This is a genomic window from Novosphingobium mississippiense (assembly GCF_044029535.1).
Taxonomy (GTDB): Bacteria; Pseudomonadota; Alphaproteobacteria; order Sphingomonadales; family Sphingomonadaceae; genus Novosphingobium.
Genome location: NZ_CP147003.1, coordinates 969,051 through 993,326 on the forward strand (window position 1 = coordinate 969,051; position 24,276 = coordinate 993,326).

Annotated in this window: 15 protein-coding genes and 1 pseudogene; 5 read left to right on the forward strand and 11 right to left on the reverse strand. The window is 64.6% G+C overall.

Annotated features, from left to right (window positions below; all coding sequences use genetic code 11):
- Positions 1-38: 38 nt before the first annotated feature.
- The 3 genes from WBP06_RS22870 to WBP06_RS22880 form a co-directional block, all read right to left on the reverse strand.
- A complete protein-coding gene (locus tag WBP06_RS22870) occupies positions 39-2,060 on the reverse strand; it encodes a TonB-dependent receptor (protein WP_395337426.1) in 2,022 nt (673 codons plus the stop codon).
- Positions 2,061-2,134: 74 nt separating this feature from the next.
- Positions 2,135-2,467, reverse strand: coding sequence for a hypothetical protein (locus WBP06_RS22875; RefSeq protein ID WP_395337428.1), 333 nt, complete (start codon positions 2,465-2,467; stop codon positions 2,135-2,137).
- A gap of 23 nt (positions 2,468-2,490) precedes the next feature.
- Positions 2,491-2,880, reverse strand: a complete 390-nt coding sequence (locus WBP06_RS22880; RefSeq protein ID WP_395337430.1) for a hypothetical protein — start codon at positions 2,878-2,880, stop codon at positions 2,491-2,493.
- Positions 2,881-3,191: 311 nt separating this feature from the next.
- Here WBP06_RS22880 and WBP06_RS22885 point away from each other — a divergent pair, with 311 nt between their 5' ends.
- From WBP06_RS22885 to WBP06_RS22895, 3 genes are all read left to right on the forward strand, one after another.
- Positions 3,192-5,312, forward strand: a complete 2,121-nt coding sequence (locus WBP06_RS22885; protein WP_395337432.1) for a TonB-dependent receptor — start codon at positions 3,192-3,194, stop codon at positions 5,310-5,312.
- A 265-nt stretch (positions 5,313-5,577) separates the two neighbouring features.
- Entirely contained in the window at positions 5,578-6,252 is a 675-nt protein-coding gene (locus WBP06_RS22890; protein WP_395337433.1) for a winged helix-turn-helix domain-containing protein, read from the forward strand.
- Positions 6,242-7,630, forward strand: a complete 1,389-nt coding sequence (locus tag WBP06_RS22895; protein WP_395337435.1) for an ATP-binding protein — start codon at positions 6,242-6,244, stop codon at positions 7,628-7,630. The genes WBP06_RS22890 and WBP06_RS22895 overlap by 11 nt, the downstream gene beginning before the upstream one ends.
- 41 nt (positions 7,631-7,671) lie before the next feature.
- Here the strand turns inward: WBP06_RS22895 and WBP06_RS22900 are convergent, their stop codons facing one another.
- The 5 genes from WBP06_RS22900 to WBP06_RS22920 form a co-directional block, all read right to left on the reverse strand.
- Positions 7,672-8,739 carry a PepSY-associated TM helix domain-containing protein gene (locus WBP06_RS22900; RefSeq protein ID WP_395337436.1) on the reverse strand — a complete coding sequence of 356 codons (1,068 nt, stop codon included), beginning with the start codon at positions 8,737-8,739 and terminating at the stop codon, positions 7,672-7,674.
- A gap of 120 nt (positions 8,740-8,859) precedes the next feature.
- A complete protein-coding gene (locus tag WBP06_RS22905; RefSeq protein ID WP_395337437.1) occupies positions 8,860-10,941 on the reverse strand; it encodes a glycoside hydrolase family 97 protein in 2,082 nt (693 codons plus the stop codon).
- 222 nt (positions 10,942-11,163) lie between these two features.
- Positions 11,164-12,756, reverse strand: coding sequence for an alpha-amylase family glycosyl hydrolase (locus tag WBP06_RS22910; RefSeq protein ID WP_395337438.1), 1,593 nt, complete (start codon positions 12,754-12,756; stop codon positions 11,164-11,166).
- A 22-nt stretch (positions 12,757-12,778) separates the two neighbouring features.
- Entirely contained in the window at positions 12,779-14,593 is a 1,815-nt protein-coding gene (locus tag WBP06_RS22915) for an alpha-amylase family glycosyl hydrolase (RefSeq protein WP_395337439.1), read from the reverse strand.
- 250 nt (positions 14,594-14,843) lie between these two features.
- Positions 14,844-17,645 (reverse strand): TonB-dependent receptor, encoded by a 2,802-nt coding sequence (locus tag WBP06_RS22920; RefSeq protein ID WP_395337440.1) that lies wholly within the window; start codon positions 17,643-17,645, stop codon positions 14,844-14,846.
- A gap of 244 nt (positions 17,646-17,889) precedes the next feature.
- Here WBP06_RS22920 and WBP06_RS22925 point away from each other — a divergent pair, with 244 nt between their 5' ends.
- Together WBP06_RS22925 and WBP06_RS22930 are read left to right on the forward strand one after the other, a co-directional pair.
- Positions 17,890-18,951 (forward strand): LacI family DNA-binding transcriptional regulator, encoded by a 1,062-nt coding sequence (locus WBP06_RS22925; RefSeq protein WP_395337441.1) that lies wholly within the window; start codon positions 17,890-17,892, stop codon positions 18,949-18,951.
- A 177-nt stretch (positions 18,952-19,128) separates the two neighbouring features.
- Entirely contained in the window at positions 19,129-20,661 is a 1,533-nt protein-coding gene (locus WBP06_RS22930) for an MFS transporter (protein ID WP_395337443.1), read from the forward strand.
- A 30-nt stretch (positions 20,662-20,691) separates the two neighbouring features.
- On the opposite strand, the gene bglX is transcribed toward WBP06_RS22930, so the two are convergent.
- The 3 genes and pseudogenes from bglX to WBP06_RS22945 all read right to left on the reverse strand — a co-directional run.
- On the reverse strand, positions 20,692-23,001 hold the full coding sequence (bglX, locus tag WBP06_RS22935; protein ID WP_395337562.1) for a beta-glucosidase BglX: 2,310 nt from the start codon (positions 22,999-23,001) through the stop codon (positions 20,692-20,694).
- Positions 23,002-23,069: 68 nt separating this feature from the next.
- The gene (locus tag WBP06_RS22940; RefSeq protein ID WP_395337563.1) at positions 23,070-23,621 is read right to left on the reverse strand and encodes an acyltransferase family protein; all 552 of its coding nucleotides are present in this window, start codon (positions 23,619-23,621) and stop codon (positions 23,070-23,072) included.
- Positions 23,622-23,670: 49 nt separating this feature from the next.
- Positions 23,671-24,096, reverse strand: a pseudogene (locus WBP06_RS22945) (acyltransferase family protein); the annotation flags it as partial.
- Positions 24,097-24,276: the final 180 nt, after the last annotated feature.

Genomic DNA, 24,276 nt, shown 5'->3' on the forward strand with positions numbered 1-24,276 from the left:
GCCTCGATCGGTAAAGCCGCGACGGCCCGTTACCCTTGTCAGAAAGTCGCGATTTTTACGACGAAGCGGATGTTGCGTCCCGGCATGACCACGTCCTCCTTGTTCAAGGCGGCCGCATCGCGCTGCACGTCGTTGGTCAGATTTTGCCCGACGATGGCGAATTCGATGCCCTGATGATCGGTGAACGGTCGCCAGGCGATCTGCGCGCCGAGGTCGTAGTAGCTGGGGGTCGCCGTATCGAATGCGCCGAACCTGTCCTGCTGGCCCACGTACTTGAGCATCATCCCGGCATCGAGACGCTTGCTCGTCCAGTCGAACCCTGCGCCGATCCGGTACGGCGGAATGCGCGGTACATTGCCGCCATCATCCAGCGTCGCGCGAACATAGTCGGCCATGGTCTTGAACGTGAAGGTTCCCGAGGCGTCATCCACGATGTCATAGCTGGCCTGAGCCTCGGCACCACGGAAGTGGGCGCCTTGCTGGCGATAGAACAGCTCCTTCAACTCGCCGCCATCGCCATCCGCGCACAGGCCATCGTCATCGCAGGTTCGGCCGGTAAGGTCGCCGTAGATGAAGTTGTGGAACCAGGTACTGTAGACGCTGCCCTCGAACCGGAAACGCCCGCTGTGAACCCGCAGGCTTGCCTCCAGCGAATTGGCGCGTTCGATCTTCAGCGTCGGATCGCCGGTTTCATAAGTGTTCGGGCCATCGTGGCCGCCGCGCGCAAAGAGTTCCGTCTGTGCCGGGGCACGTCCGGTACTGGAGAACGTAAGTCCCAGCTTGATCGCGTCCGATGCCGTCCAGAGCGCCCCGATCGCGCCGCTGACGGGCGTGTAGGAGGTTTTGGTGCGGAGATCGTCGGCCGGCGTTCCGGCAACGCCGACATGTTCGACACGCCCACTGGCCTGAAGCTTGATGGCGCCGGTCACCGGCAATTCGGTGAACAGGTATCCGGCCTCGTTCTCGGTCGTCGTCGGGAAAAGGTAGGAGGAATCCGCGCCCACCGCCGAAAACTTGCGATGGCCGTATTCGAAGCCCACCGCCGTGTTCGACAGTGGCCCGATCGGCCCCAGCTTCAGTTCCGCGCGGCCATCGAACTCCTTGTTCCTGAATGTGGTATCGACCGTACCGTCTTCCTCCACCTCGCTGTGCTGGTAATCGACGTAGCCGGCATCGATGGAGATCGAGCGAAGCAGCCCGTCGCCCAGATCGAACACGTTGCGCGTCAGGTACTTGGTCTGCTTCATGACGATATGGGTGTCATCGCTGGGGATGCCGTAGCTGGCGTTGTACTGGTCGATTGCACCGCCGACATGGCTGTCCCCGAAGAAGTACGACAGTCCGCCGGATTCGCCGTGGCCATGGAACCACGAATTATCCTGCGTGCCGAGCGGCGTGTCGTAATCGTCGGCATGGCGGTAGAACGCGTCGGCATGGATGGCGAAATTGCCCACCCGTGCATCGACCAGACCCGATGTCTCGGCGGTATTGGCGGCGGTGCCGTACCCCCCCGTCAATTCGGCAGAGACCGGCGCGTCGGGCAATGTCATGGGCACGCGGTTGTTCAGGACGTTGACGACACCACCGATGGCCTGGCTGCCATACCGCAGCGTGCCGGCACCGCGCACCACCTCGATATCGCGGGCGGCGAGCGGATCGATCGGAACGCCGTGGTCCGGACCGATGTCGGACACGTCGGCGCTGCTGATGCCGTCTTCCAGGATACGCACGCGGGTTGCATCCATCCCGCGAATGATCGGGCGACTGGCACCGGCGGCAAAGCCGGTCGCGGAAATGCCCGGCACGTCTTTCAGCGCGTCCGCAATGCTGGCGCCGCCCGCCAGCAGAACCTGCTGGCGCCCGACTTTCGCGGCGATGGCGGGCGTATCATCGATGCGCGCATCGAAGGGCGACGCCGTCACGACGATCTGCGCGGGCGCCTTTGGGGATGCATTGCTCCTGGCTTTCGCCGGGGCGACATCCGCATCGGCAGCCTGCGCGAGGGCGAGCGAGGGTGCGCAGGCGGCAACGGCCGCCCCCGCAAGAAGAAGGGTACGCATGGGGAATGACTCCGTGAACCTTGCGCCGGCCGGACACGCCGCCGACGCCGGGAATTGTCTGTGGTTTGCTGGGTTCAGGCGGAGGGAAGCGGCGGTCCGCGAATTCTGAAGCGCGTGGTCGGCGCAGCCCGGAACGGCGCCATCGGCGGTGCCGGCGCGATGGCGATCCGGTGTTGCCAAACTGCAATCAGTTCCGGTGTGTGCGGGGTAATGTAGTGCCCGAAGGCCGTGTCTTCCTGACAGAACGGGCAAGCCGCCTCGTCCTGATTTCGATCGCGTTGGGAATGCGAAAGGTGGACTGCCGTATCCCGCGCCAGACGACGCGCCGTTTCCGCGTGCAAATGCCCTACCGCATGAACACGCACGGCTTCGCCCTGCCACAGCAGCAACGCCACGAGCAGCAGCATGGCGCGGGAGGCAAGACCACGCATCATCGGTTACTGGCTGGCCCACATTGCTGGCAGTGCCCCAGCGCCTCGATGACGAGACGCCCTGTCACGAAGTCCGAAGCGGCAAGGCGCGCGCTCAACGCTTCGTGCAGATCGCCCAGTTCGACAGGATCGACCCTGCCGCAATCGCGGCAGACCCTGAATGCACATGCCTCGCTGCCGGCTTTGCAATAGGCATTGAGCGCCTCTACGCGGTTGACCTTGCCCCTGGCCACAAGGTTCGCAAGCGCGCGATAAATTTGGGCCGGATAGAGCCTGATCCCGCATTCGGCCGCTCGCTTGAGCAGTTCATAGGCCGCGACAGGCCCAGCGCGCTCGGCAAGCATCTGTTCGATGATGCGTTCGATCTCGCCGGGACGCCTGTTCGACATTTCGTGATGATATCCGCCATTCGGGTTGGCTGCGGGTATACCCAGATAATGTAATGTTACAACATGTCATTTTAGTAATCTTGCCGCCGACCCTGCCGCGAAAGGTGGACCAGTGCAGACCGCTCGCGGATGATAATGTGATATTATTACATCACATTGGCAGCAATTTATGCGGATTTATCGCCGGATCGCGATGATATGTTGTACCATTACAAAACATCCCTAGACACCATCTGTGTCTCGCCCCTGGGCTGTGCATCGCACGACCAATTTATGAGATGTTACAACATTCAATGCAAGGTGTCGTACCCATGAAATTCCACCTTCTCTCGGGCTGTGCGCTTGCCGTTCTTGCGCATCCGATCGCCGCCAACGCGCAATCGACCACGGAAACGGCATCCGATACCTATCACCAGGCGCCAGGCTCGCAGATCGTAGTCTCCGGCGTGCTGCCGACCAGGCGGCAGGACATGCTGTCCAGCGTCGCGGTGGTAGAGGGCAAGGATCTGGCCCAGGCGGTTCGCCCCTCGATCGGCGAAACGCTGGCGCATGAACCCGGCGTCTCGGCCACCTCTTTCGGCCCCAGCGCCTCGCGCCCGGTGCTGCGCGGCCTTCAGGGCGAACGCGTGCGCATGTTGACCAACGGACTGGGCTCGATCGACGTGTCGAACACCTCGGTCGACCATGCGGCGGTGGTCAACCCGCTGCTGGCGGAACGCATCGAAGTCCTCCGTGGCCCCCAGTCGCTGCTTTACGGCTCCTCCGCGATCGGCGGCGTCGTCAACGTCATCGACAAGCGTATCCCCACGTCCGTGCCGGAGGAAGCCGTCCACATCGACGCCATGGGCACCTACGGTTCCGCGGCCAATGAACGCTCGGGCGCGGGATCGATCGACGTGCCTCTGTCCGGTGGCTGGGTCGCCCATGCCGACGGCAGCTACCTCAAGAGCGACAACATGCGGATCGGCGGCCACGCCCTCACCCCCGCGCTGCGCGACGAAGCGCTGGCCACCAGCCAGCTGCCCGCCGAACCGGCAGAGGACGGCGAAGAAGCGATCGACTATGCCGCGAATGCCGCCGTGAAGGGCAAACTGCCCAACTCGGCCGCCAGGACCTGGACCGCAGGCGCCGGCCTTGCCTACATCGGCAGCGGCGGGAACATCGGCGTTTCGTACAGCCATTACGACAGTCTCTACGGCGTGCCGATCCGCTTCGCGACCCTGCCGGGGCAGGAACAGGAAGCGCCGCGCCTCAGCCTCAAGCAGGATCGCATCGACATGCGCGCCGAACTGAACGGCGACGGCAACGTGCTGGACAAGGTTTCGCTGCGCCTCGGCTATGCCGACTATACGCACGCCGAGCTTGAGGAAGACGGCTCCGTCGGCACCGCGTTCTACAACAAGGGCATGGAAAGCCGACTGGAATTCACGCAGGCCAAACACGGCGCCTGGCGCGGCGTCACCGGCGTCCAGTTCTACAACCGCGACTTCAACGTGATCGGTGAGGAAGCGTTCCTGCCCAAGAACACCACCACCCAGGTCGGCCTGTTCACTCTTCAGCAGCTGGATTACGGCGCGCTGAAGTTCGAAGCCGGCGGCCGCTATGAGCACACCTACCTGTCGTCCCGTCCGCTGAGCGACCAGGATCAGTTCTTCGATGGCACACGCAACTTCAACGCCTTTTCGGGATCTCTCGGGGCCTCTTACGGTCTTGGCGAAAACTGGCGCGCAGGCCTGAACTTCTCGCACACCGAACGCGCCCCGGCGGCAGAGGAACTGTTCGCCAACGGCCCGCACGCGGGCACGCAGGCCTACGAAGTGGGTGATGCCGGCTTCAAGCTGGAGAAAGCCAACAGCATCGAGGCGATCCTGCGCGGCAGCGGCACAAACTATACGTTCGAAGCCTCGGCCTATCACACGTGGTTCTCGAACTTCATCTATGAGGACCTGACCGGAGACGAAGAGGACGGCCTGCCCGTCTATGCCTTCCGCCAGGCCGATGCCCGCTACTACGGCTTCGAAGTGCAGGGATCGCTGACTCTCGCCCGCATCGGTGACGGCAAGGTAGTGGCCGATGCGCTGGGCGACTATGTCCGCGCGCAGGTCAAGAGCGTGGGCCCTGCACCGCGGATTCCACCCCTGCGCCTGCTGGGCGGCCTCAGCTATCAGGCCACGAAGTTCGACATTCGCGGGGAAGTGGAGCGCGTTTCCCGGCAGGACCGCATCGCCGAATTCGAAACCGCGACGCCCGGCTACACGATGGTCAATGCCGAAGTGAACATCCGCCCCTGGGGCAAGGATCGTCCGCTCAGCTTCGCGCTGTCGGCGAACAACATCTTCGATGTCGTCGCCCGCCGCGCCTCGTCGTTCCTCAAGGACTACGCGCCCCTGTCTGGACGCGACATTCGCGTTACCGCGCGCGTAAGCTTCTGAAGCGCACGCACGGGCGTGATGGCAACAGCCGGGTTGGGGGGGCTCCCTCCCAGCCCGGTTTGCCGATTGTACCGCCTGCCACCTACCAAATGAGAGCGGTAGTGGTTGAAGCCGCTGGGGAGCCACTGGGCAGCCACTGGGGAGCGAGCGAAATTGCTCCAACGAGAATACACTGGATTTCCCGCAATTCCCGGCTTGTCAGGCGATAGGGTCTCTGTGCCATAAGCCCTGCGACGAAGCGCGTTGCGACAGGACATGGCATTTGATGAAAATCCTCTTCCTCGAGGATGACGAAGAACTGGGGCGGCATGTCGAAAGGGCGCTGGAAGCAGCCGGCCACGTGGTCGACAGCTGCTCCACCGGCGCCGACGCGCTGTTCCTGGCGATGAGCAATGCCTATGACGTGCTGGTGCTGGATCGCATGGTTCCCGGCGTCGACGGGTTGAGCGTAATGAAGGCCATGCGCGTGGCCGGCAACCGTACGCCGGTGCTGCTGCTGACGGCGATGGACGGGGTAGAAGACCGCGTAGAGGGGCTGGAAGCGGGCGCGGACGACTATCTGGTCAAGCCTTTCGCCGTTACCGAACTGCTCGCGCGCCTGAATGCCCTGATGCGTCGCCCGCCGATCCCCGATGCCGCGCCGGTGCTGAAGGTCGCCGATCTGGAGATCGACCTCATCCGCCGCACGGTCACCCGCGCGGGCCAGCGGATCGACTTGCAGGCGCAGGAATTCAAGCTGCTGGAATACCTGATGCGCCACGCAGGCGAACTGGTGACGCGCACGATGCTGCTGGAAAACGTCTGGTCCTTCCATTTCGACCCGCGCAGCAACATCATCGAAAGCCACATGAGCCGCCTGCGCACCAAGGTCGATCGCGGGTTCGATCGTGAACTGATCCAGACCGTCCGGGGATCGGGATATCGCATCGATGGCGGCTGAACCGCTGCGCCGCAGCGTCTTGAAAAGCGGCACGTTCCGCTTCGCCCTGTTGTTCGCCGCGATTTTCGCCGTCGGCTCCCTGCTGGTGCTGATCACGGTCCAGCAACAGATCGAAAACTATGCGACCGCCGCCACCGAGGGCAGCTTGCGCAACGAAGCGAGGATTCTCGCCGCCGAGTACGAGGCGCTTGGCATTTCCGGCCTGACTGACGCAATCGCGCGCCATTCCCATACCGGCAAGGATCCGCAATTCCGCTATCGACTGGTGGACGATGCCGGCCGACTGATAACCGGCGACCTTCCGGCCGCGGCCAGGCTGGACGGACCGGGCACGCTGGAAGTGCGCGAAGTGGATGTGGCGGTGCGCGGAGAGGCGCGCGAGACGTTCCGGACGCTGGGCACGCCGCTGCCGCACGGGCTGCGCCTGGTGGTGGGCACCGATACGTTCGACGTGCGCGCGCTGATGGAGCGGCTGCGCACCTTCACCCTCGCCTGCGGCCTTGGCATCACGCTGTTCGCGCTGATCGGCGGCTATTTCGTCGGCAGCCTGTTCGTGCGGCGGCTGCACGGCGTCAATACTTCGGTGAACCGCATCATGTCCGGCGCGCTGGACCAGCGGCTTCCGGCCATCGGCATGGGGCCCGAGTTTGACGAGTTGTCGCACAATCTCAACCACATGCTGGACCGGATGCAGAGCCTGATGGAAGGGCTGCGGCAGGTTTCCACCGACATTGCCCATGATCTTCGCACGCCCCTTACCCGCCTGCGCCAGCAGTTGGAGGCGCTGCGCGGCCAGAAGAGCGTGGACGCCTACGACGCCGGCATCGATGCCGCGCTGGAACAGACCGACGAGATTCTCGCGATCTTCCGCGCACTGCTGCGCATCGGATCGCTGGAAGGCGGCGCGGGACGAAGCCGCCTGACGACGGTCGACCTGAGCGAGATCGTCGAGCGCGTGGGGGCGGCTTACGAACCCGTTGTGGAGGATGCCGGCAAGCACTTACGCGTGACCATCGAACCCGGCCTGCATGTGCTGGGGGATGGTGAACTGCTGGCGCAGATGTTCACCAATCTCGTCGAAAATGCCCTTGTCCACACGCCGCCCGGCACGGCCCTGACGATGGCGGTGGCCCGATCTGCCGACGCGATCGTTGGCGAAGTGGCGGATGGCGGACCCGGCATTCCCGAGGACGAGCGCCAGAAAGTGCTGGTGCGTTTCTACCGACTGGACGCCAGTCGCAGCACGCCCGGCTCCGGCCTGGGCCTATCGCTGGTGCACGCCATCGCCACGCTGCACGGCGCCGATCTCACGCTGGCGGACAACGATCCCGGACTGCGCGTGCGCATCCGGTTCCCGGACGCCGCCCTGACGAAATAGCGCGCCGCAGCGGCCGCTGAATTGACGCGGGATTGTCTCCTCTACCGACGCTTCGGCTTCGGGCGCTTGAACCAGAAGGTCCAGACCGCGAAAGTGCCCAGCAGGGCCAGCGCCAGCCCGGAAATCGACATGACGAGACGGTAAGGCAGCCCGCCCACCTTGGCGGCGTGCAGCGGGAACAGCATACTGTACCCGCGCACTGCGCGCGGAAGATCGGCGGCATCGCGCGCGCCGATCATCTGCCCGGTGTCCGCCGCGAACCATACCGTGGTCCGCCCGTTCGGCAGCCACTCGCCGGGGTTACGCAGACGCAGGGTGATCACGCCGCTGTTCTTGCGCGGCAAGGACAGCGTGCGCAGTTCGGCATCCGGAAACCGCGTCCGCGCCTGTCGCACCATGCCTGCCCAATCGAGGTTCCGGCCCACCGGCGCTTGTGCCGCTTCGGGCGCCGCCAGCGACTGGGTGATCTCTTTTGGCGCTCCGGGCCCGAACAGCACCACCGAAAGCGGCCGGAACACCAGCACCGAACCCGTCACGAACGACAGCAGCAGCAGCGGCGCGACGACGATGCCCAGATCACGGTGATGGCGGACGATGGCGGGCCGGCTCATGCGCGCGGGCCAGAGGCGGAATTCGTAAGTCTTGCGCGTGCGCCACCAGAGGAAAGCCCCGCTGACCACGAAGAACACGCCGCAAAGCCCGGCGATACCGATCACCGTTTCGCCCGCTTCATCGGCCAGCAGCCGCCGGTGGAGATTGACCATCCAGATTTCGGGGCGTTGCCACGCGCTGTTCCAGGTGACGACAGGCGCCCCGGATTGGGTGACGTAAGCGCCGCCCCCATTACTGCCGCCCCCATAGCTCAGCCGGTCGAGGCCGAAATCCGCACTGGCATAGAGGATCGACTGCGGGCGCCGCGTGGCATCGGCCATGATCCGCTGCGTCGCATCGGCCAATGCCCCGGTTTCCTGCACTTGCGCGTCCCCGGCATGGGGCAGGCGGATCCACAGGTCTTCGTGGATGAGCAGCAGCCCGGTGCAGCCCAGCATGGCCAGGACAAGGCCGATCAATCCTCCGGTCCATCGATGGAGGGTATCCAGAACTTTCATCACAGGCAGATTTCCAGGCTCGAAACGGTGCGACCGCCTCTCCCTAGCTTCTTACCCCGCTCTTGCAAGTCATTTGCAACTGCCGGCAGATAGGGGCGGCCCGAAGACCGCCCCGCTTGCTCACTTACCCGGCACCAGGCGCATCGCCGCGCCGCCGCCCGGCGCAAGCCAGAGGTTGTAGGTGTCGCCCTTCTTCACGGTGCGCGTTTCATAGGCGATCCTGTGGCGGGCGTCGGTCAGGTAGGTTGCGCCCTCCCCGTCCTTCCAGATCGTTGCCTTGTAGGTCTTGCCCGGTTCGAGGAAATCGAACGAGAGCGTGACGTTGCGCGCCGTCGCGTCATTCACGCCGCCCACGAACCATTCGGGGCTCTTGCGATCCTTGCGCGCGAACACCGCATAGTCGCCCACTTCGCCGGCGATCAGGTGGCTTTCGGACCAGTCGGTGGGGACGTGGCTGATGAAGTCCATCTCGCGCGGATACTTGTCGAGGTTCTCGACGAAGTCCGCCGCCATCTGGATCGGTGAATAGATCGCGAGGTAGAGGCCCAACTGCTTGGCCAGCGTGGAGGCCAGCGGATCGTGGTTCGCGCCTTCCAGGCTCAGCACGCCCGGCGTGAAGTCCATCGGGCCGGAGAGCATCCGGGTATAGACCAGCGTCGGCTCATGGTCCGGCCCGTTGGCGAAAGCACCCCAGGCGTTGTATTCCATGCCCCGCGCGCCTTCGCGGCTGACCCAGTTCGGATAGGTGCGGCGCAGGCCAGTGTCCTTCACCGGCTCATGCGCGTCGATGGAAATGTGGTGCTGCGCGGCCAGCTTCACCACGTCGAGGTGGTGGTTCACCTGCCGCTGGCCATCGTGCCATTCCATGTGTGTTTCGCCGGGTTTTTCGCCGTAATGCCAGGTATCGGCGATGATGCCGCCGCCGTCCGCGACATAGCCGGTCTTCACCGAAGTGACGCCCAGCTTCTCATAGAGCGCGAAGCCTGCATCCATCTGCTTTTCGTAAATGGCGATATTGCCGCCCGTCTCGTGGTGGCCGATCAGCACCACGCCCTTCTTCCGGGCATAGTCGGTCACGGCCTTGATATCGAAGTCCGGCGTCGCTTCGGTGAAGCTGAAGTCGCCGTGGCCGAACCAGTCGCTATCCCAGCCCTTGTTCCAGCCCTCGATCAGCACGCCGCCGAAATTGTGGCGGGCGGCATAGTCGATGTACTGCTTGGCCCGCGCGGTGGTGGCGCCGTGCTTGGGGCCGGTCGCCCAGGTCCAGTCGCCGCGGATCATGCCCCACCAGATGCCGATGTAGCGCATCGGTTTCACCCAGCTGACATCGCCCAGCTTGTTGGGTTCATTGAGGTTGAGTTCCAGATCGTTCTCGACCAGGCCCGCCGCATTGTCGGCAATGCGGATCGTGCGCCAGGGCGTGTTGAACGGCAGGTCGCGCTCCACCCGCGCCCCGCGTGAGGACGGCGAAAGCGTGGTGCGGAACTTCTGCCCATCCGCGCGCTTGAACCAGTAGCCCGCATAGTCGACCAGCGCCGCTTCGTGGAACGACAGGTGGGTGCCATCCTCCAGCTTCATGGTGATCGGCGTATGCGCGGTGGAGACGGCGTCGATGGCGGTCTTCTGGTAGACCTGCTCGTACCGGTTCCATTCGCCGCCCGGGATCCACCATGCCGTCCCCTTGGGCACGATGTCGAACTCGGTGGTCTCGTCGGCGATCTTCATCGTCTTCATCGCCGGCTGCTCGGGCAGTTCGTAGCGGAAGCCCACGCCGTTATCGAAAAGACGGAAATGCACGTCCATCAACCGGCTGCCCTGCGCGGCGGATTGGCGGAAGTGAACGGTCACCTCGTTATAGTGATCGCGCACATTGGTGCGTTCGCCCCAGGGCTGCTGCCAGGTATCGTCCTGCGTGCCGGTTTCGCTGCCGGAGATGGCAAAGCCGCGCACCATGTTGACGCCGTCGGTCAGCACGAAGCCCAGCTTGCTGGGTGCGATCAGCAGCTTGCCCTTGCGCGATAGCGACCAGGTGGGGCGGCTGTCGTTGTCCGTGCTGACGGTGAGCACGATCGAGCCATCGGGCGAGGATGCCGTGACGCTGGGGTGCGCGTCCTGCGCATGAGCGGAAAGCGGCGCGAGCGCGGCGGCGAGGATGCCGGCTTTTAGAAAGCTGGCGGGGGCCAGCAGGCGGAAAGGCTTCATGCCCGATCTCCTTTTGAAATTTGTACTGATGCGGCGGCGGCCGATGCGATGCGTCCAACCGCTTCCTCGCACCCAAAAGACCCCGTCATTCCCGCGAAGGCGGGGATTCCGCTGTTCTTGCGGCCAAACGAGAGGTCGCAGAAGGAAGCGGGGCCCCCGCCTGCGCGGGGGCGACGATGGTGGATGGTGATCGATCCCGATCACCTACCATTCCGGACGAGGTCATTCCTCGATCCAGATCGCGGCCCATGCGGGAAGCGTGCCCGGCGCAGTGTCGTTGACGGTGGCTAGGACTTTGCCCGTCCTCGGCACGCCATCCGGCCAAGCCGCGTCTCGCTCGCTCATGTTGAACACCGCCAGCACCGATCGCCCCTCCGCCGCACGCCGAAGGACAAGACGGGTCTCGTCGGCCAGCAGCACCTCGCAAGTGCCCCGGCGCAGCGCCGCATCTTCACGCCGCACGTGCACGAGGCGCCGCGTCAGATGCAGCAGCGAGCCGGGATCGGCCTCCTGCCGGTCGATGGCGCGGGCGAGGTTCGCTTCGGACAGCGGCAACCACGGGGTGCCGCCGGTGAAGCCGCCGTGCTCGTCCTGCGCCTTCCACGGCAGCGGCGTGCGTACGCCATCGCGCGAAAGGGTGAGCGGCCAGTTGGCGATCGCCTCTGGATCCTGAAGCAATTCGAACGGCACCTCGTCTTGTTCCAGACCGAGTTCCTCGCCTTGGAACAGGATCGGATTGCCGCGCAGCGAGAGCAGGAGCATCGTCTTCATGCGGGCGAAGGCATCGCGGTGCTCCGGCGCGCACCAGCGCGAGATCGCGCGAGGGGCGTCGTGGTTCTCGAAAGCCCAGCTCGGCCAACCGATACCGGGCTCTTCCGGCCAGAAGTCCTGCGCGGCAGCCACACGCGCGGGGGTCAGGTTCTCGGCATAGAGGAAGTCGAAGCCATAGGCGCTGTTCAGACGGGCGGGCCCCTGGGTGAAGGCCTTCATCTCCACCCCGGCATTGAGGCCGCCCACTTCGGCCAGCGAGTAAGTATCGGGATAGGACGCGATCAGCGCCTGCAACCGTTCGATGAAGGCCAGGATATCCGGGTGCGACTGGTTGTAGCGCTGGATCTGGAAATCGTAGGGCCGCGTGCGGACCTTGCCGTCATCTGGCAACGCCGGGTTGTCGCGCAGCAGCGGGTCGTGCATCGAATGGTTCAGCGCGTCGATGCGGAAGCCGGAGACGCCCCGGTCCAACCAGAACTTCGCTACGCCCAGCAGCGCGTCCTGCACTTCCGGATTGTGGCAGTTGAGCTGCGGCTGCTCGGCCAGGAAGTTGTGCATGTAATACTGCCCGCGCCGCGCGTCCCAGCGCCATGCGGGTCCGCCGAAGATCGACTGCCAGTTGTTGGGCGGGGTGCCGTCCTCCTTGGGATCGGCCCAGACGTACCAGTCCGCGCGGGGGTTATCGCGGCTGGCGCGGCTCTCCACGAACCACGCATGCTTGTCGGAGGTATGCGCATAGACCTGATCGACGATGATCTTCAGCTTGAGGTCGCGCGCGCGGGCGATCACCGCGTCGAAGTCTTCCAGCGTGCCGAAGATCGGGTCGACCGCGCAGTAATCCGCGATATCGTACCCAAAATCGGCCATGGGAGAGGCGTAGAAGGGCGAAATCCACACCGCCTCGACGCCAAGGCGGGCCACATGGTCCAGCCTTGCGGCGATGCCGGGCAAGTCGCCGATGCCATCGCCATTGGCATCGGCGAAGCTGCGGGGATATATCTGGTAGATGGCGGCACCGCGCCACCATTCGGCAGGTGTTGTCATGGTCTTTTCCGGGGGGAGTGGATCAGGGTTTCGCCGCGCAGACCGCAAAGCCCAGCGGCGGCAGTTCGACGCGGACAGAGCCGGGCGCGCCGGCCTTGGCGGCGCAGGCCGTACCCGCCAGCGTTTCGAAGGCAAGCGAGGCCGGATCGACGGCGACTTGTGCGGAAACCGGTGCGGTGGAGGTGTTGAAGGCCAGCAGCACCTCAGCCCCCGTCTTCGGATCGAAGCGCGATACGGCGATGAGGCCGGGCTTGTCCGAGGCCACACGGGTGACGGAGCGGCCTTCGCTCAATGCCGGAGTCTTCACGCGCAGCGCGGAAAGCTGCGCGATCAGGCGATAGAGCGGATGTGCGGTATCGAAGCTCTCTGTCGCGGTGGTCTTCGCGGCGCCCACCAGTGCCTCGCCATTGTAGATCGCCACCTTGCTGGCGAACATGTCCTGCCGCGAAAGCTGGTCTCCGCCGGTGCCGGCAAAGCCCTGTTCGTCGCCATAGTAGATCGTCGGCACGCCGCGCAGGGTGAGCAGCATGGCATGGGCCAGCTCGTCGCGCTTAAGCAGTTCGTCCGCGCTGATCGCCGGGTTCGCCGCCTTGAGGAACATCGCCGCGCGCCCGGCGTCGTGGTTGCCCAGGAAGGTCGGCAATTGCAGCGCGGCCTTGCTGCCGCCCGCGTAGAGCCCGTCATCATCGGGCAGGCGCGCCAGTTCCTCGCTGCTACCACCGCCCGCTGCTTTCAGAACCGCGTGCATGAAGGCGAAGTCCAGCACACCGGGAAGCCCGGCATTGCGCGTCCAGCTCGCAAGCAGCGCGGGGTCGTAATCCCCGGTCATCACTTCGCCGAAGATGTGGAAGTTCGGAATGCCCTTCGCCGCTGCGCGCGCCTTCATGGCGGGGACGAATTGGCGCCAGAATTCCGGGTTCACATGCTTGGCGGTGTCGATGCGAAAGCCGTCCACGCCGTACTTGTCGATCCAGTCGCCATAGATCGCGATCATGCCTTCCAGCACGCGGGGGTTCTCGGTCGCCAGGTCGTCCAGGCCCACGAAATCGCCGTATTGCGCGCTCTCGCCCTTCCAGTCGGTATTGCCGCGATTGTGGTAATAGATCGGATCGTTGAGCCAGGTGGGCACTTTCACCCGCTCCTCGCCCTTGGGCACGTACGGCGTATAAGCGAACGACGGATCGACCATCTTCGCCCAATTGGCCGCGCTGGCATCGCCGTCACCGGCAAAGCCCGGATTGATCGCCGCGCCAGCAACGCCGCCTTTGCGCGAGAACGGGTAGTCCGCCTTGGAACGGTACGGATAGCCCTCTGCCACACCTTCCCGGTACTGGATCACATCCGCCGTGTGGTTGACGATGATGTCCATGTAGACCTTCATCCCCCGCGCATGGGCGGCATCGACCAGCGCCTTGAAGTCCGCGTCCGTGCCGAAATGCGGATCGACATGGGTGAAATCGGTGATCCAGTAACCGTGATAGCCCGCGCTCTCGTTGCCCTTCGGGCCCTGCACCGGCTTGTTGCGGAAAATCGGCCCCACCCAGATCGCCGTCGCGCCCAGCCCCTGGATATAGCCCAGCCGTACGGTCAGGCCCTTCAGGTCGCCGCCGTGATAGAAAGCCTTGTCCGTCGGATCGAAGCCGGTGACCAGCTTGCCGCCCTTCAACCCGCCCGCATCGTTCGACGGATCGCCGTTCTCGAACCGGTCGGGCAGGACGAAGTAGATCACTTCCTGCTCCGGCGAACGCGCGCGCAGGTCTTCCAGCGGCCCGGCGATCGCGGTGGAGCCGGCCAGCGACGCGGCCAAGGCCAGGAGAGAAGGAAGCAGGCGGTTCATCTCAGGCACTCTCCGATGTTTCGCGTCCCAATGTTTTGCTTCAACGTCGCCCCGAAACACCTTCGGGGGAAGCGGAACCGGGAAGGGAGGGAGAGGGTCTTCCCGGTTCCGCTTGTGCGGTGCCGCCGGGGAGGAGGAGATTCCCCAAGCAGCACCGAATTGGTTGGGCTCAGAATTTGCCCGAGCCCGGATGGGCTCAGAACTTACCCGAGCCCGGACGGCCTCAGAACTTACCCGAGCCCGGATGGGCTCAGAACTTATACGTGAAGCCCGCCAGATACCGCGCGCCATAGCGCTGATAGTCGATGATCTGGCGGCTATCGCCCGGGTTGGTCGTCACGAACGGCGCATTGGTCAGGTTCTGGCCCTGGATGTAGAGCGACAGCCCTTCCAGCGCGCTGCCCGGCTGGAAGTCATAACCGATCTGCGCGTCGATGATCGTCTCCGGCTGGGCACGGCGCCGCACGCGGTTGGCCGCAAAGCCGGAAACTTCGCCGATGAAGGTCGAACGATAGCGCACCGAACCACGCGCATTGAAGCCCCACTTCTCGAAGAAGGCAGTGCCGTTGGCGACCCACTTCGAATAGCCCGGCAGTGCCGACGCAGCCTCGCCCGGCGTCGGATGGATCTTCGATTCCGTATAGGCCACCGATCCGGTTACGCCGAAGCCGGACAGTACCGAGGTGAACGCGTCGAACGGCAGCGTGCCCGCCACTTCCACACCGTAGAGGTTGCCGCCCTGCCCGTTGACCGGGATGTTGATCACCGCCGTGGGCGAGATCGTATAGCCGTTACCCGGATTGGGCAGCGCCAGCGTGGAGCTGTCGATCACCACGTCCTGATTGTAGACGTAGCTCTTCAGGTCCTTGAAGAAGAACTGCGCGGCGATGTAGCCCTTGGCGGCGAAGTACTTCTCGAACGTCAGATCCAGCGCATTGGCGCGCCACGGGCGCAGATCGGGGTTGCCCGAAGAACCCGTCACCTGCGCCACCCCGTTGGTGAAGGTATAACCATATTCCAGCGAGGCGCGCATGTCGTCCAGACGCGGGCGGATGATCTCACGCGCGGCGGCGAAGCGGATCACGAACTCGCTGGGCATCCGCAGCGACAGGTTCAGGCTGGGCAGTACGTCCAGATAGTCGGTGCTCGATTTGCGGGTGCTGTAGATATAGGCGGGCGAACCGTTGGCGTTCACGATCTGCTGGCCCGTCACCGGATCGAGGTTCGGCGCCGCGCTGCCGCCGCTGGAGTTCTGATCGGTCCAGATCGCCTGCACGCCGATGTTGCCGGTCAGTTCCGAAGCGCCGATCTGCGACTTGATGTTGGCCTGGATATAGCCGGTCATCAGCTTTTCGCGGATCGCATAGCCCTTGGACACCACGTCGCCGGTCGGGTTCGGCACCAGATTGTAAATGCCGTCGCGGATCAGATCGAGCGGGTTGTAGCTGATGACATTGCCCAGGCCGAGGTACTTGAGGTTGGTGGTGCCCAGGCGATACTGCTCGGGCACGGCCACGCTCACCGTTCCATCGGTATTGGCGGCCAGACCCAGGAAGTATTCCTCGGGCGTCAGCGTCTTGGAATGGTTGGTGTAGTTCATCCCCGCCTGGATCGAGTTGAAGAACGAGCCGTTGAACTCCTTCGTCACCTCGGTACGGAACTGCCAGAGTTCGTCCTTGATCTTGCGGTTGTTGTAGTAGCCGTCCTGCCCGTTGTAGATCGCGGTGCCGTCGGTGCCGATCTGGTTGCCGCCCCAACCCTGCGGGCTGGTGAGCAGGATCTGGTTCCAGTCGCCGTAATCCAGCTGATGGGTGAAGGTGGTGCCCTTGGATGCGCTGGTGAAGCCGATCGTGTCGGTCGCCCCCTCGCCCGCGCGGCCGGTGCCGGAATAGCTTTCGATGGTCAGTTCGTTGCGATCGGTCTTCGAATAGCTGGCATCGAACATCGCCGTCCAGCCATCGTCACCCTTCCAGGTGTTGTTCCAGCCGAACGAATAGAGATTGGCATGGCGCTGGAACACGTCGTTGCGCACCACGCCCTTCACATTGGAAAAGCTGCCCGAATTGATCAGCCCATCCTCGACCGTATAGCCGGGGTTCAGCGTGGCCGACGACCAGTAGAGCGGCAGTTCGATACCGCGCTTGATCTGGTCATCCTTGAAGTTCGAATAGAACGCATCGATGGTCGAGGTGAAGTTCGGTGACGGGCGCCACTGCAGCGTGCCGTTCAGGCCAAGACGCTTCAACTTGCTGGAGGTGTTGTAGGACTTCGACCCGCCGATCACCTGATTGCCATCGGCTGCATCGGCATAGCCCCAGGAGTTGAACTCCTGCACCTGATAGGGTTCATCGGTATAGCTGGCGCCCAGCGCAATGCCCAGCGTGTCGTTGGCGAACTGGTCCACGTACATGCCGTTGACGCGATAGCCCTTGTCGTCCGAACCCTTGTTCAGCTTGCCAAGGTCGGCATAGACGCCGCGTGCGCCCACGGTGATGATGCGCTTGCCGGCATCGAGCGGGCGGATCGTGCGCATGTCCACGGTGCCCGACAGGCCCTGGCCGACCAGGCTGGCCATCGGCGTCTTGTAGACGTTGACCGCGTTGATCACTTCGGACGGATACTGGTCGTACTCGACTGCGCGGTTGTCTCCGGTGGAGGTCTGCTCGCGGCCGTTCAGCAGCGTGGTGGAGAAGTCCGGCGCGAAACCGCGGATGGAGATCGCGTTGGACCGGCCGTTGACGCGCTGCGATGTCAGGCCCGGCAGGCGGGCGATGGATTCCGCGATCGAGGCATCGGGCAGCTTGCCGATGTCTTCGGCGGAAACCGATTCGACGATCTGCTGCGCCTCGCGCTTGCGGTTGACCGCCGATTCAAGGCTGGCGCGGAAACCTGTGACGGTGATCGACTGGCTGGCCGCATCGCTGGTGACGTCGCCGGGCTCCGCAGCCTCTGCATCCTGTGCGGCAGCAGCCTGCGGGGCGGCGGCAAGGGCCACGGTCAGCGCCAGCGCGGATACGGCAAGCGGGCGCGAAATTCGTTCGTGAAGCGACATCGGTGTCCTCCTCCAGTGTGACCGGCCGCCGCTTCGGATGTCCGTCCATCGGCGACCGTGGAAAGCCCGGCCGTTGTCGACCGTGACGTTCCCGTTCCCCCATCGCTTAGGGCGGGACAGACGAATGCATAATATGGCATACGTATACGCAAGTGTCGGGAAGCCACGGAGCGTTGCAGTTCTGCCACCTCCGTGGAACCGCGTAGTGCGGCGGAAATGCTGGGTTTTTAAGGAAGAGAACAAGGTGGGACGCAAGCCAAGCAACAGGCCGACCAGCTTCGATATTGCCTACCTTGCCGGGGTCTCGCAGCCCACGGTCAGCCGCGCCTTGCGGGGATCGAAGTCCGTCAGCGCCGCCACCCGCGCCCGGATCGAGGAAATCGCCCGGGAACTGAACTATTCGGTCGACAAGAACGCATCGTCGCTGCGTTCGCAGCGCTCCAACACGATCGCGCTGCTGTTTTTCGAGGAGCAGACGCCGGGTGATTCGAAGATCAACCCCTTCTTCCTGGCCATGCTGGGATCGATCACCCGGCAATGCGCGAATCGGGGGCTGGACCTCCTGATCTCGTTCCAGAAGATGGAGGACGACTGGCACGTGCGCTATCAGGACAGCCACCGCGCGGACGGGCTGATCCTGCTGGGCTATGGCGACTACACACTCTACGAAAGCCGGCTGGAGCAACTGGTGGGTCAGGGCACGCAGTTCGTGCGCTGGGGATCGGTGGACGAAAAGAACATCGGCGCCACCGTGGGTTCGGACAATTTCGGCGCGGGGAAGCTGGCGGGCGAGCATCTGATCGGCCTGGGCCGCAAGCGTATCGCCTTTCTGGGCCAGGCGGACGAGCACTATCCAGAATTCGCCGACCGCTACCACGGCCTCTGCACCGCGCTGGCGGAGGCGGGACTGGCCTGCGACCCCGCCCTTCAGCGCGATGCGATCAGCCATGAGGAACTGGGCCAGCAGGCCATGCAGGACATCCTCGACAGCGGGGCGCAGTTCGACGCGGTGTTCGCCGCCAGCGACCTGATCGCCATCGGCGCGATGCGCGCCCTCGCCGCCGCCGGGCGCGCGATCCCCGGCGATGTGGCGGTGATGGGATTCGACGATCTGCCAGCCGCCAGCATGACCAACCCGCCGCTGACGACAGTGATGCAGGACCTGAAGGGCGCGGGCGAAAGACTGGTCGAAACCTTGGCCGCGTTGATCGAGGACAAGCCGCTGCCCGCGACCACCCTGCCCTCTCGCCTGATCGCGCGGCAGAGCACGCTTGGTGCCGCCAAGGTCGCTTTAGGTGCCGTCTAGGTGCTGTTTGCAAAATGCTGGCAAGCATCTGATGCGGCACCAGCCCGCTCCCCCGAAATTCAAACGAAGCTCCTAAGCATTCGTATGCATGTTGCCGTGAACCGAGCCCCGTGCGAGGCCCGAAATCACACAACCGACAGGCCGTGAAGCCTTGCGGAACTCAGGGAAAAGGACGTGATGGAACAGGCGGTCTCGGGCGCAATCAGGGCTGAAAAGCCGCGGCAAAGCTGGGCCGGGCTGTGGAACATCAGCTTCGGCTTCTTCGGCATCCAGATCGGCTTCGCGCTGCAGAATGCCAACATGAGCCGCGTCTTCCAGTCGCTGGGCTCCTCGATAGACGACCTGCCCGCGCTATGGATCGCCGCCCCGCTCACCGGCCTGCTGGTGCAGCCGGTGGTGGGCCACTTGTCTGATCGGACATGGCTGGGCCGCCTCGGCCGCCGCCGCCCCTATTTTCTGGGCGGCGCGATGCTGGCCACGCTGGCGCTGCTGGTCATGCCGGAAAGCACCGGCCTGCTGATGGCGGCGATGCTGCTGTGGATGCTGGACGCCAGCCTGAACATCTCGATGGAACCGTTCCGCGCCTTCGTGGGCGACATGCTGCGCAAGGATCAGCACACCGCCGGTTACGCCGTGCAGACCGCCTTCATCGGCGTGGGCGCAGTAGTCGGATCGCTGTTTCCCTACGTTCTGGACCATATGGGCATCAGCAACGTGGCCGGTCCGGGCGGCATTCCGGACACCGTCCGCTTCAGCTTCCGCGCCGGGGCACTGGCGCTGTTGGTCGCCGTGCTCTGGACGGTGCTGACCACCCGCGAATACTCACCCGACGAACAGGCCGCTTTCGACGGCAGCGACGATCACCACGCGGCCGCGACTGCGGCCGCGCTGGCCCGTCGCAGTCCGCTGGGCGGGCTTGCCTGGGTCGCCGCCGGCGCGGCAGTCGCGCTGGCGGTGTGGCAGTGGGCCCTGGAGAAGGAAGTCTACCTGCTGGCCGGCCTGCTTGCCGGATACGGACTGGCGGTGATCGCGGCGATCCTGCTGGCCCGGTCGGGCCGCAGTGCCTCCATGCTGGCCGGAATCGTCGGCGATTTCGGGGGAATGCCGCCGATCATGAAGCGGTTGGCCTTCGTGCAGTTCTTCAGCTGGTCCGCCCTGTTCATCATGTGGATCAACACCACGCCGGTCGTCGCGCAGTACCACTTCGGATCAGCCGACCCCGCCAGTTCCGCCTATCAGGAAGCGGGCAACTGGGTGGGCGTGCTGTTCTCCGTCTACAACGGCGTCGCCGCGATTGCAGCGCTGGCGCTGCTGCCCTGGCTGGCCCGCCGCATCGGCAAGGCCCGCACCCACGCGCTCTGCCTGACCTTGGGCGCGCTGGGATTTGCGGGGTTTTTCGTGCTGCGCGATCCCGATGCGCTGATCCTGGCGGAGATCGGCATCGGCGTGGCCTGGGCCTCCATCCTCGCCATGCCCTATGCCATTCTGGCCAGCAGTCTGCCCCAATCGAAACTGGGCATTTACATGGGCTTGTTCAACGTATTTGTCGTGCTTCCGCAGCTTCTGGTGGCCACCGTGATGGGCTCCATCATGAAGCATTTCTTCCCGCACGAACCGATCTGGACAATGGCCTTCGCCGCCGGAACGCTGCTGGTGGCCGCCCTTGCCGCGCTGCGGATTGCCGCCCCTTCTAAGGCAGAGGCGCGATAGGGGGCGACGTTTCCGCCGCCCCCATGAACCTCAAGGCTTGCGCACGTCAAACGTGCCGGTCAGCGATGCGGTGGAATCATCGCCCACATAAACGTCGAAAGTGGTCTCATCCTGCACGAAGCTGCGGGTGGAGGATGCCCAGTAGGTCAGGTCTTCCGGCTTCAGCATGAACGACACCGTGCGGGTTTCGCCCGGCGCCAGCGTCACGCGCTGGAAGCCCTTGAGCTCCCGCACCGGCCGCGCCGCAGTGCCATGCTGCTGGTGGATGTAGAGCTGCGCCACATCGTCCGCCTTGCGCGTGCCCGTGTTCTTCAGATCCACCGTCACCGGCACGCCTTCGCCCGGCGCGACGACCGCCTTGCCGACCTTCAGGTTGGAGAACGCGAAAGTCGAATAGCTGAGGCCGTAACCGAACGGATAGAGTGGCGAGTTCGGCTCGTTCCAATAGCGCTCCTCCGCCGTCTTGGGCTGGAATGAGGTCAGATGCGCATAGGGCAGCGGAATCTGGCCGATGTTGCGCGGCCAGTTGTACGGCAGCTTGCCCCCGGGCGAGACTTCTCCGAACAGCAGGTTGGCCACCGCCGCACCGCCCTGCGATCCCGGATACCAGATGTCCATCAGCGCCTGCGGCTTGCTGCCCTTCAGGTCCAGCGGACGGGCGCTCATCAGCAGCACCACCACCGGCTTGCCCGTCGCCACCACCGCGTTCAGCAGGTCCTGCTGACGGCCCGGCAGGTCCAGAGAAGATCGGGACGCCTGCTCGCCGATCATGCTCCACCCCTCGCCCAGGACGAGAACGGTGACGTCGGCGCCGTTCGCCATCCCCACCGCACGCTGGATTTCAGCGGTATCGTCGATCTGCGGCCGCGCGGTCGCGGCGTGCGGGCCGGTCTCGAAGATCGAGGCATGCAACCGCTTCGGCAGGGTGACGCCGGGCGAATAGTCGACACGGACGCCTGCGCCCAGCTTCGCCTTGATCCCGGCGAGCATGGTGACGGTTTCATCGTCCTTCTGGTCGAACACCCAGGGGCCCACGGTATCGCGCGCGGAATCGGCCAGCGGGCCGATGACGGCGATCGACTTCACGGCCTTGCGGTCAAGCGGAAGCAGCCCGCCTTCGTTGCGCAGCAGTACGGCGGTACGCTCGGCCGCAATGCGGGCAGTGACGCGGTGCGCCGGATCGTCGAGCACGCGCTGGGCAGCCTTCACGTCGACATAGGGCTTTTCGAACAGCCCCATGCGGATCTTCGTTTCCAGCACGCGGCGCACGGCATCATCCAGTTGCGCCGTGGTGATCTTGCCCTCGGCCAGCGACTGGGGAAGCGTCTTGAACGCGGAAATGCCGAAAGGCGGCGCCATTTCCATATCGACGCCGGCCGTCAGGGCCCGCACGCCGGCATCCTGATTGTCGCTGGCGAAGCCATGGGTCATCAGGTCATGCGCGGCGCCCGCGTCGGTGACGACGAAGCCCTTGAAGCCCCAGCTCTTGCGCAGAACATCGGTCAGCAGCCAGCGATTGCCCGTGGCGGGCGTGCCGTTCAGGCCCATGTAGGCGCTCATGATATTACCCGCCCCGGCGTCTACGGCAGCCTTGAACGGCTTCAGGTAGACGTTCCGGAGTTCGCTGTCGGACAGGTTGACCTCGTCATAGTCGCGCCCGCCGAGTGCGGCGCCGTAACCGGCGAAGTGCTTGGGCCCGGCGATGATGTGGCCCGGTGCGCCCAGATAACCCCCCTGGAACCCCCGCACTTGCGCGGCGGCCATGGCGGCGCCCAGATAGGGATCTTCGCCCGCGCCTTCGACGATGCGGCCCCAGCGCGGATCGCGCGCGATATCCACCATCGGCGCGAAGGCCCAATGCAGGCCCACCGCGCGCGCCTCTGCCGCGGCGACGGTCTGGCCATCCTCCGCCACCTTGGGATCCCAGCTGGCGGCCACGGCGATCGGCACCGGCATGATCGTGCGCAGGCCGTGGATCACATCATAGCCGAACAGCAGCGGGATCTTCAGGCGGGTCTTCTCCACCGCGATATGCTGCAGGCGGTCCAACTCCACGGGATCGTTGACGAACAGCAGCGATCCCGCGCGCGCCGCGGCCATCTCGTCCGTCACCCGCTTCGATTCCTCGGCCGCGTTGGTGAAGTCGAAATACTGGGTGATCTGCCCCGCCTTCTCCTCCGGCGTCATCTGCGCGATCAGGGCATCGGCGCGGGCGCGCACTTCCTCATCGCTGAGCGGGCGGTTCGGCGCGGCGCCTTGCGCGTGAACGGGTGCGCCAAGCGTGGCGATCAGGGCGGCGCCGGCCAGGGCGGCGCGGCGAATCTTGCGCAGGTGTTTCATCTTGCTCCCATGATGTTGTGCTCCGGGGGAACCGGTGGGGGTGGGGGTCGGGGTGGGTAGGGAAAGGATTAGCGGCGCGGCAGCAGGGCCACACGCAGGCGGCGACGGATCGGCTCGTCCCAGAAGGCATAGGCCGCCCAGGCCACGGCCAGCAGCAGCGGGATCAGTGCGAGGCCGACGCCAAGCCGCTGGGCATCGGTGGGGTTCCCGTTCGCGACGTAGTTCATCCAGACGTAAAGAAACGGGAAGTGGGTGATGTAGATCGGGTAGGAGATGCGCCCGCTGGCCTTGCACAGCGCCATCATCCCCGGCCCGGCATTCGAATGCATGCCCGCCACGATAATGAATGGAAAAAGCAAGATGATGCAGGCCCCTTCGTAGAATCCGTTGAGCTTCACGCCCCCGATCACCGGCAGAGTCGGAAAGGCCATGGCCGCCACCATGATGACGGTCAGCGGCAACCACCCCAGGCGGATGGCGGGCAGCCTCTCGCGAACGCGATAAAGCCAGAGGCCAGCCACGAAGGGGAAGCAAAGGCGAACGGGGGCCATCCAGAAACTGTCCCACGCCGATCCCTGATCGATGCTGCCCAGGTAGCCGACGCAGCCGACCAGTAGCACCGCTCAGCGCTGCAATTACCGCCAGCGTGCGGGTGGAAAGATACCGCAAGACAAAGGCATAGGCGATATTTCCAATATATTCCTGAAGCAGGCTCCAGCACGGCCCGTTCAGCGGATGCGTGTCCGTCCAGCGGTTCGGCATCGACGGCGCGGGCAGGAGCAGCAGGCCCAGCACCAGTGCCAGCAGTACGCTGCGGAACGGCACATCCTGCGCCGTTCCGGCAAGCGGATCGAACAGATAGCTAACGAAGCCCAGCAGCACGCCCAGGATCACCAGTGGGTGCAGGCGGATCAGGCGAAGCGTCAGGAATTCGCGCACCGTCATCCGATCCCAGCGATCGTCATAGGCATAGCCGATCACGAAGCCGGACAGGGCAAAGAAGAAATCCACGGCCAGCGGCGCGTGATGGAGAATCACTTTCGCGCCATCCCAGAACACCGTGATGCCCTGGATGTGGAACAGGACGACCAGCATCGCCGCGGTTCCGCGAAGGCCGTCCAACACTTCGAAATGGGCTTTTCCCGTGGCCGTCCGGTCGTTTGCCGTGGCGGCATCGCGCCTTTCCACCGCCGGCACCCCTGCCGATCCCAATTGCCCCGCGACCTCCGTCACCCTCACCCCTTTCGTTTGCTTGCAGGAGCGACTGGGTGATTT

Coding starts and splice junctions, on each gene's coding strand:
- WBP06_RS22870 (WP_395337426.1), bottom strand. CDS start 2,060: ATGCGTACCCTTCTTCTTGCGGGGGCGGCCGTTGCCGCCTGCGCACCC.
- WBP06_RS22875 (WP_395337428.1), bottom strand. CDS start 2,467: ATGCTGCTGCTCGTGGCGTTGCTGCTGTGGCAGGGCGAAGCCGTGCGT.
- WBP06_RS22880 (WP_395337430.1), bottom strand. CDS start 2,880: ATGTCGAACAGGCGTCCCGGCGAGATCGAACGCATCATCGAACAGATG.
- WBP06_RS22885 (WP_395337432.1), top strand. CDS start 3,192: ATGAAATTCCACCTTCTCTCGGGCTGTGCGCTTGCCGTTCTTGCGCAT.
- WBP06_RS22890 (WP_395337433.1), top strand. CDS start 5,578: ATGAAAATCCTCTTCCTCGAGGATGACGAAGAACTGGGGCGGCATGTC.
- WBP06_RS22895 (WP_395337435.1), top strand. CDS start 6,242: ATGGCGGCTGAACCGCTGCGCCGCAGCGTCTTGAAAAGCGGCACGTTC.
- WBP06_RS22900 (WP_395337436.1), bottom strand. CDS start 8,739: ATGAAAGTTCTGGATACCCTCCATCGATGGACCGGAGGATTGATCGGC.
- WBP06_RS22905 (WP_395337437.1), bottom strand. CDS start 10,941: ATGAAGCCTTTCCGCCTGCTGGCCCCCGCCAGCTTTCTAAAAGCCGGC.
- WBP06_RS22910 (WP_395337438.1), bottom strand. CDS start 12,756: ATGACAACACCTGCCGAATGGTGGCGCGGTGCCGCCATCTACCAGATA.
- WBP06_RS22915 (WP_395337439.1), bottom strand. CDS start 14,593: ATGAACCGCCTGCTTCCTTCTCTCCTGGCCTTGGCCGCGTCGCTGGCC.
- WBP06_RS22920 (WP_395337440.1), bottom strand. CDS start 17,645: ATGTCGCTTCACGAACGAATTTCGCGCCCGCTTGCCGTATCCGCGCTG.
- WBP06_RS22930 (WP_395337443.1), top strand. CDS start 19,129: ATGGAACAGGCGGTCTCGGGCGCAATCAGGGCTGAAAAGCCGCGGCAA.
- bglX (WP_395337562.1), bottom strand. CDS start 23,001: ATGAAACACCTGCGCAAGATTCGCCGCGCCGCCCTGGCCGGCGCCGCC.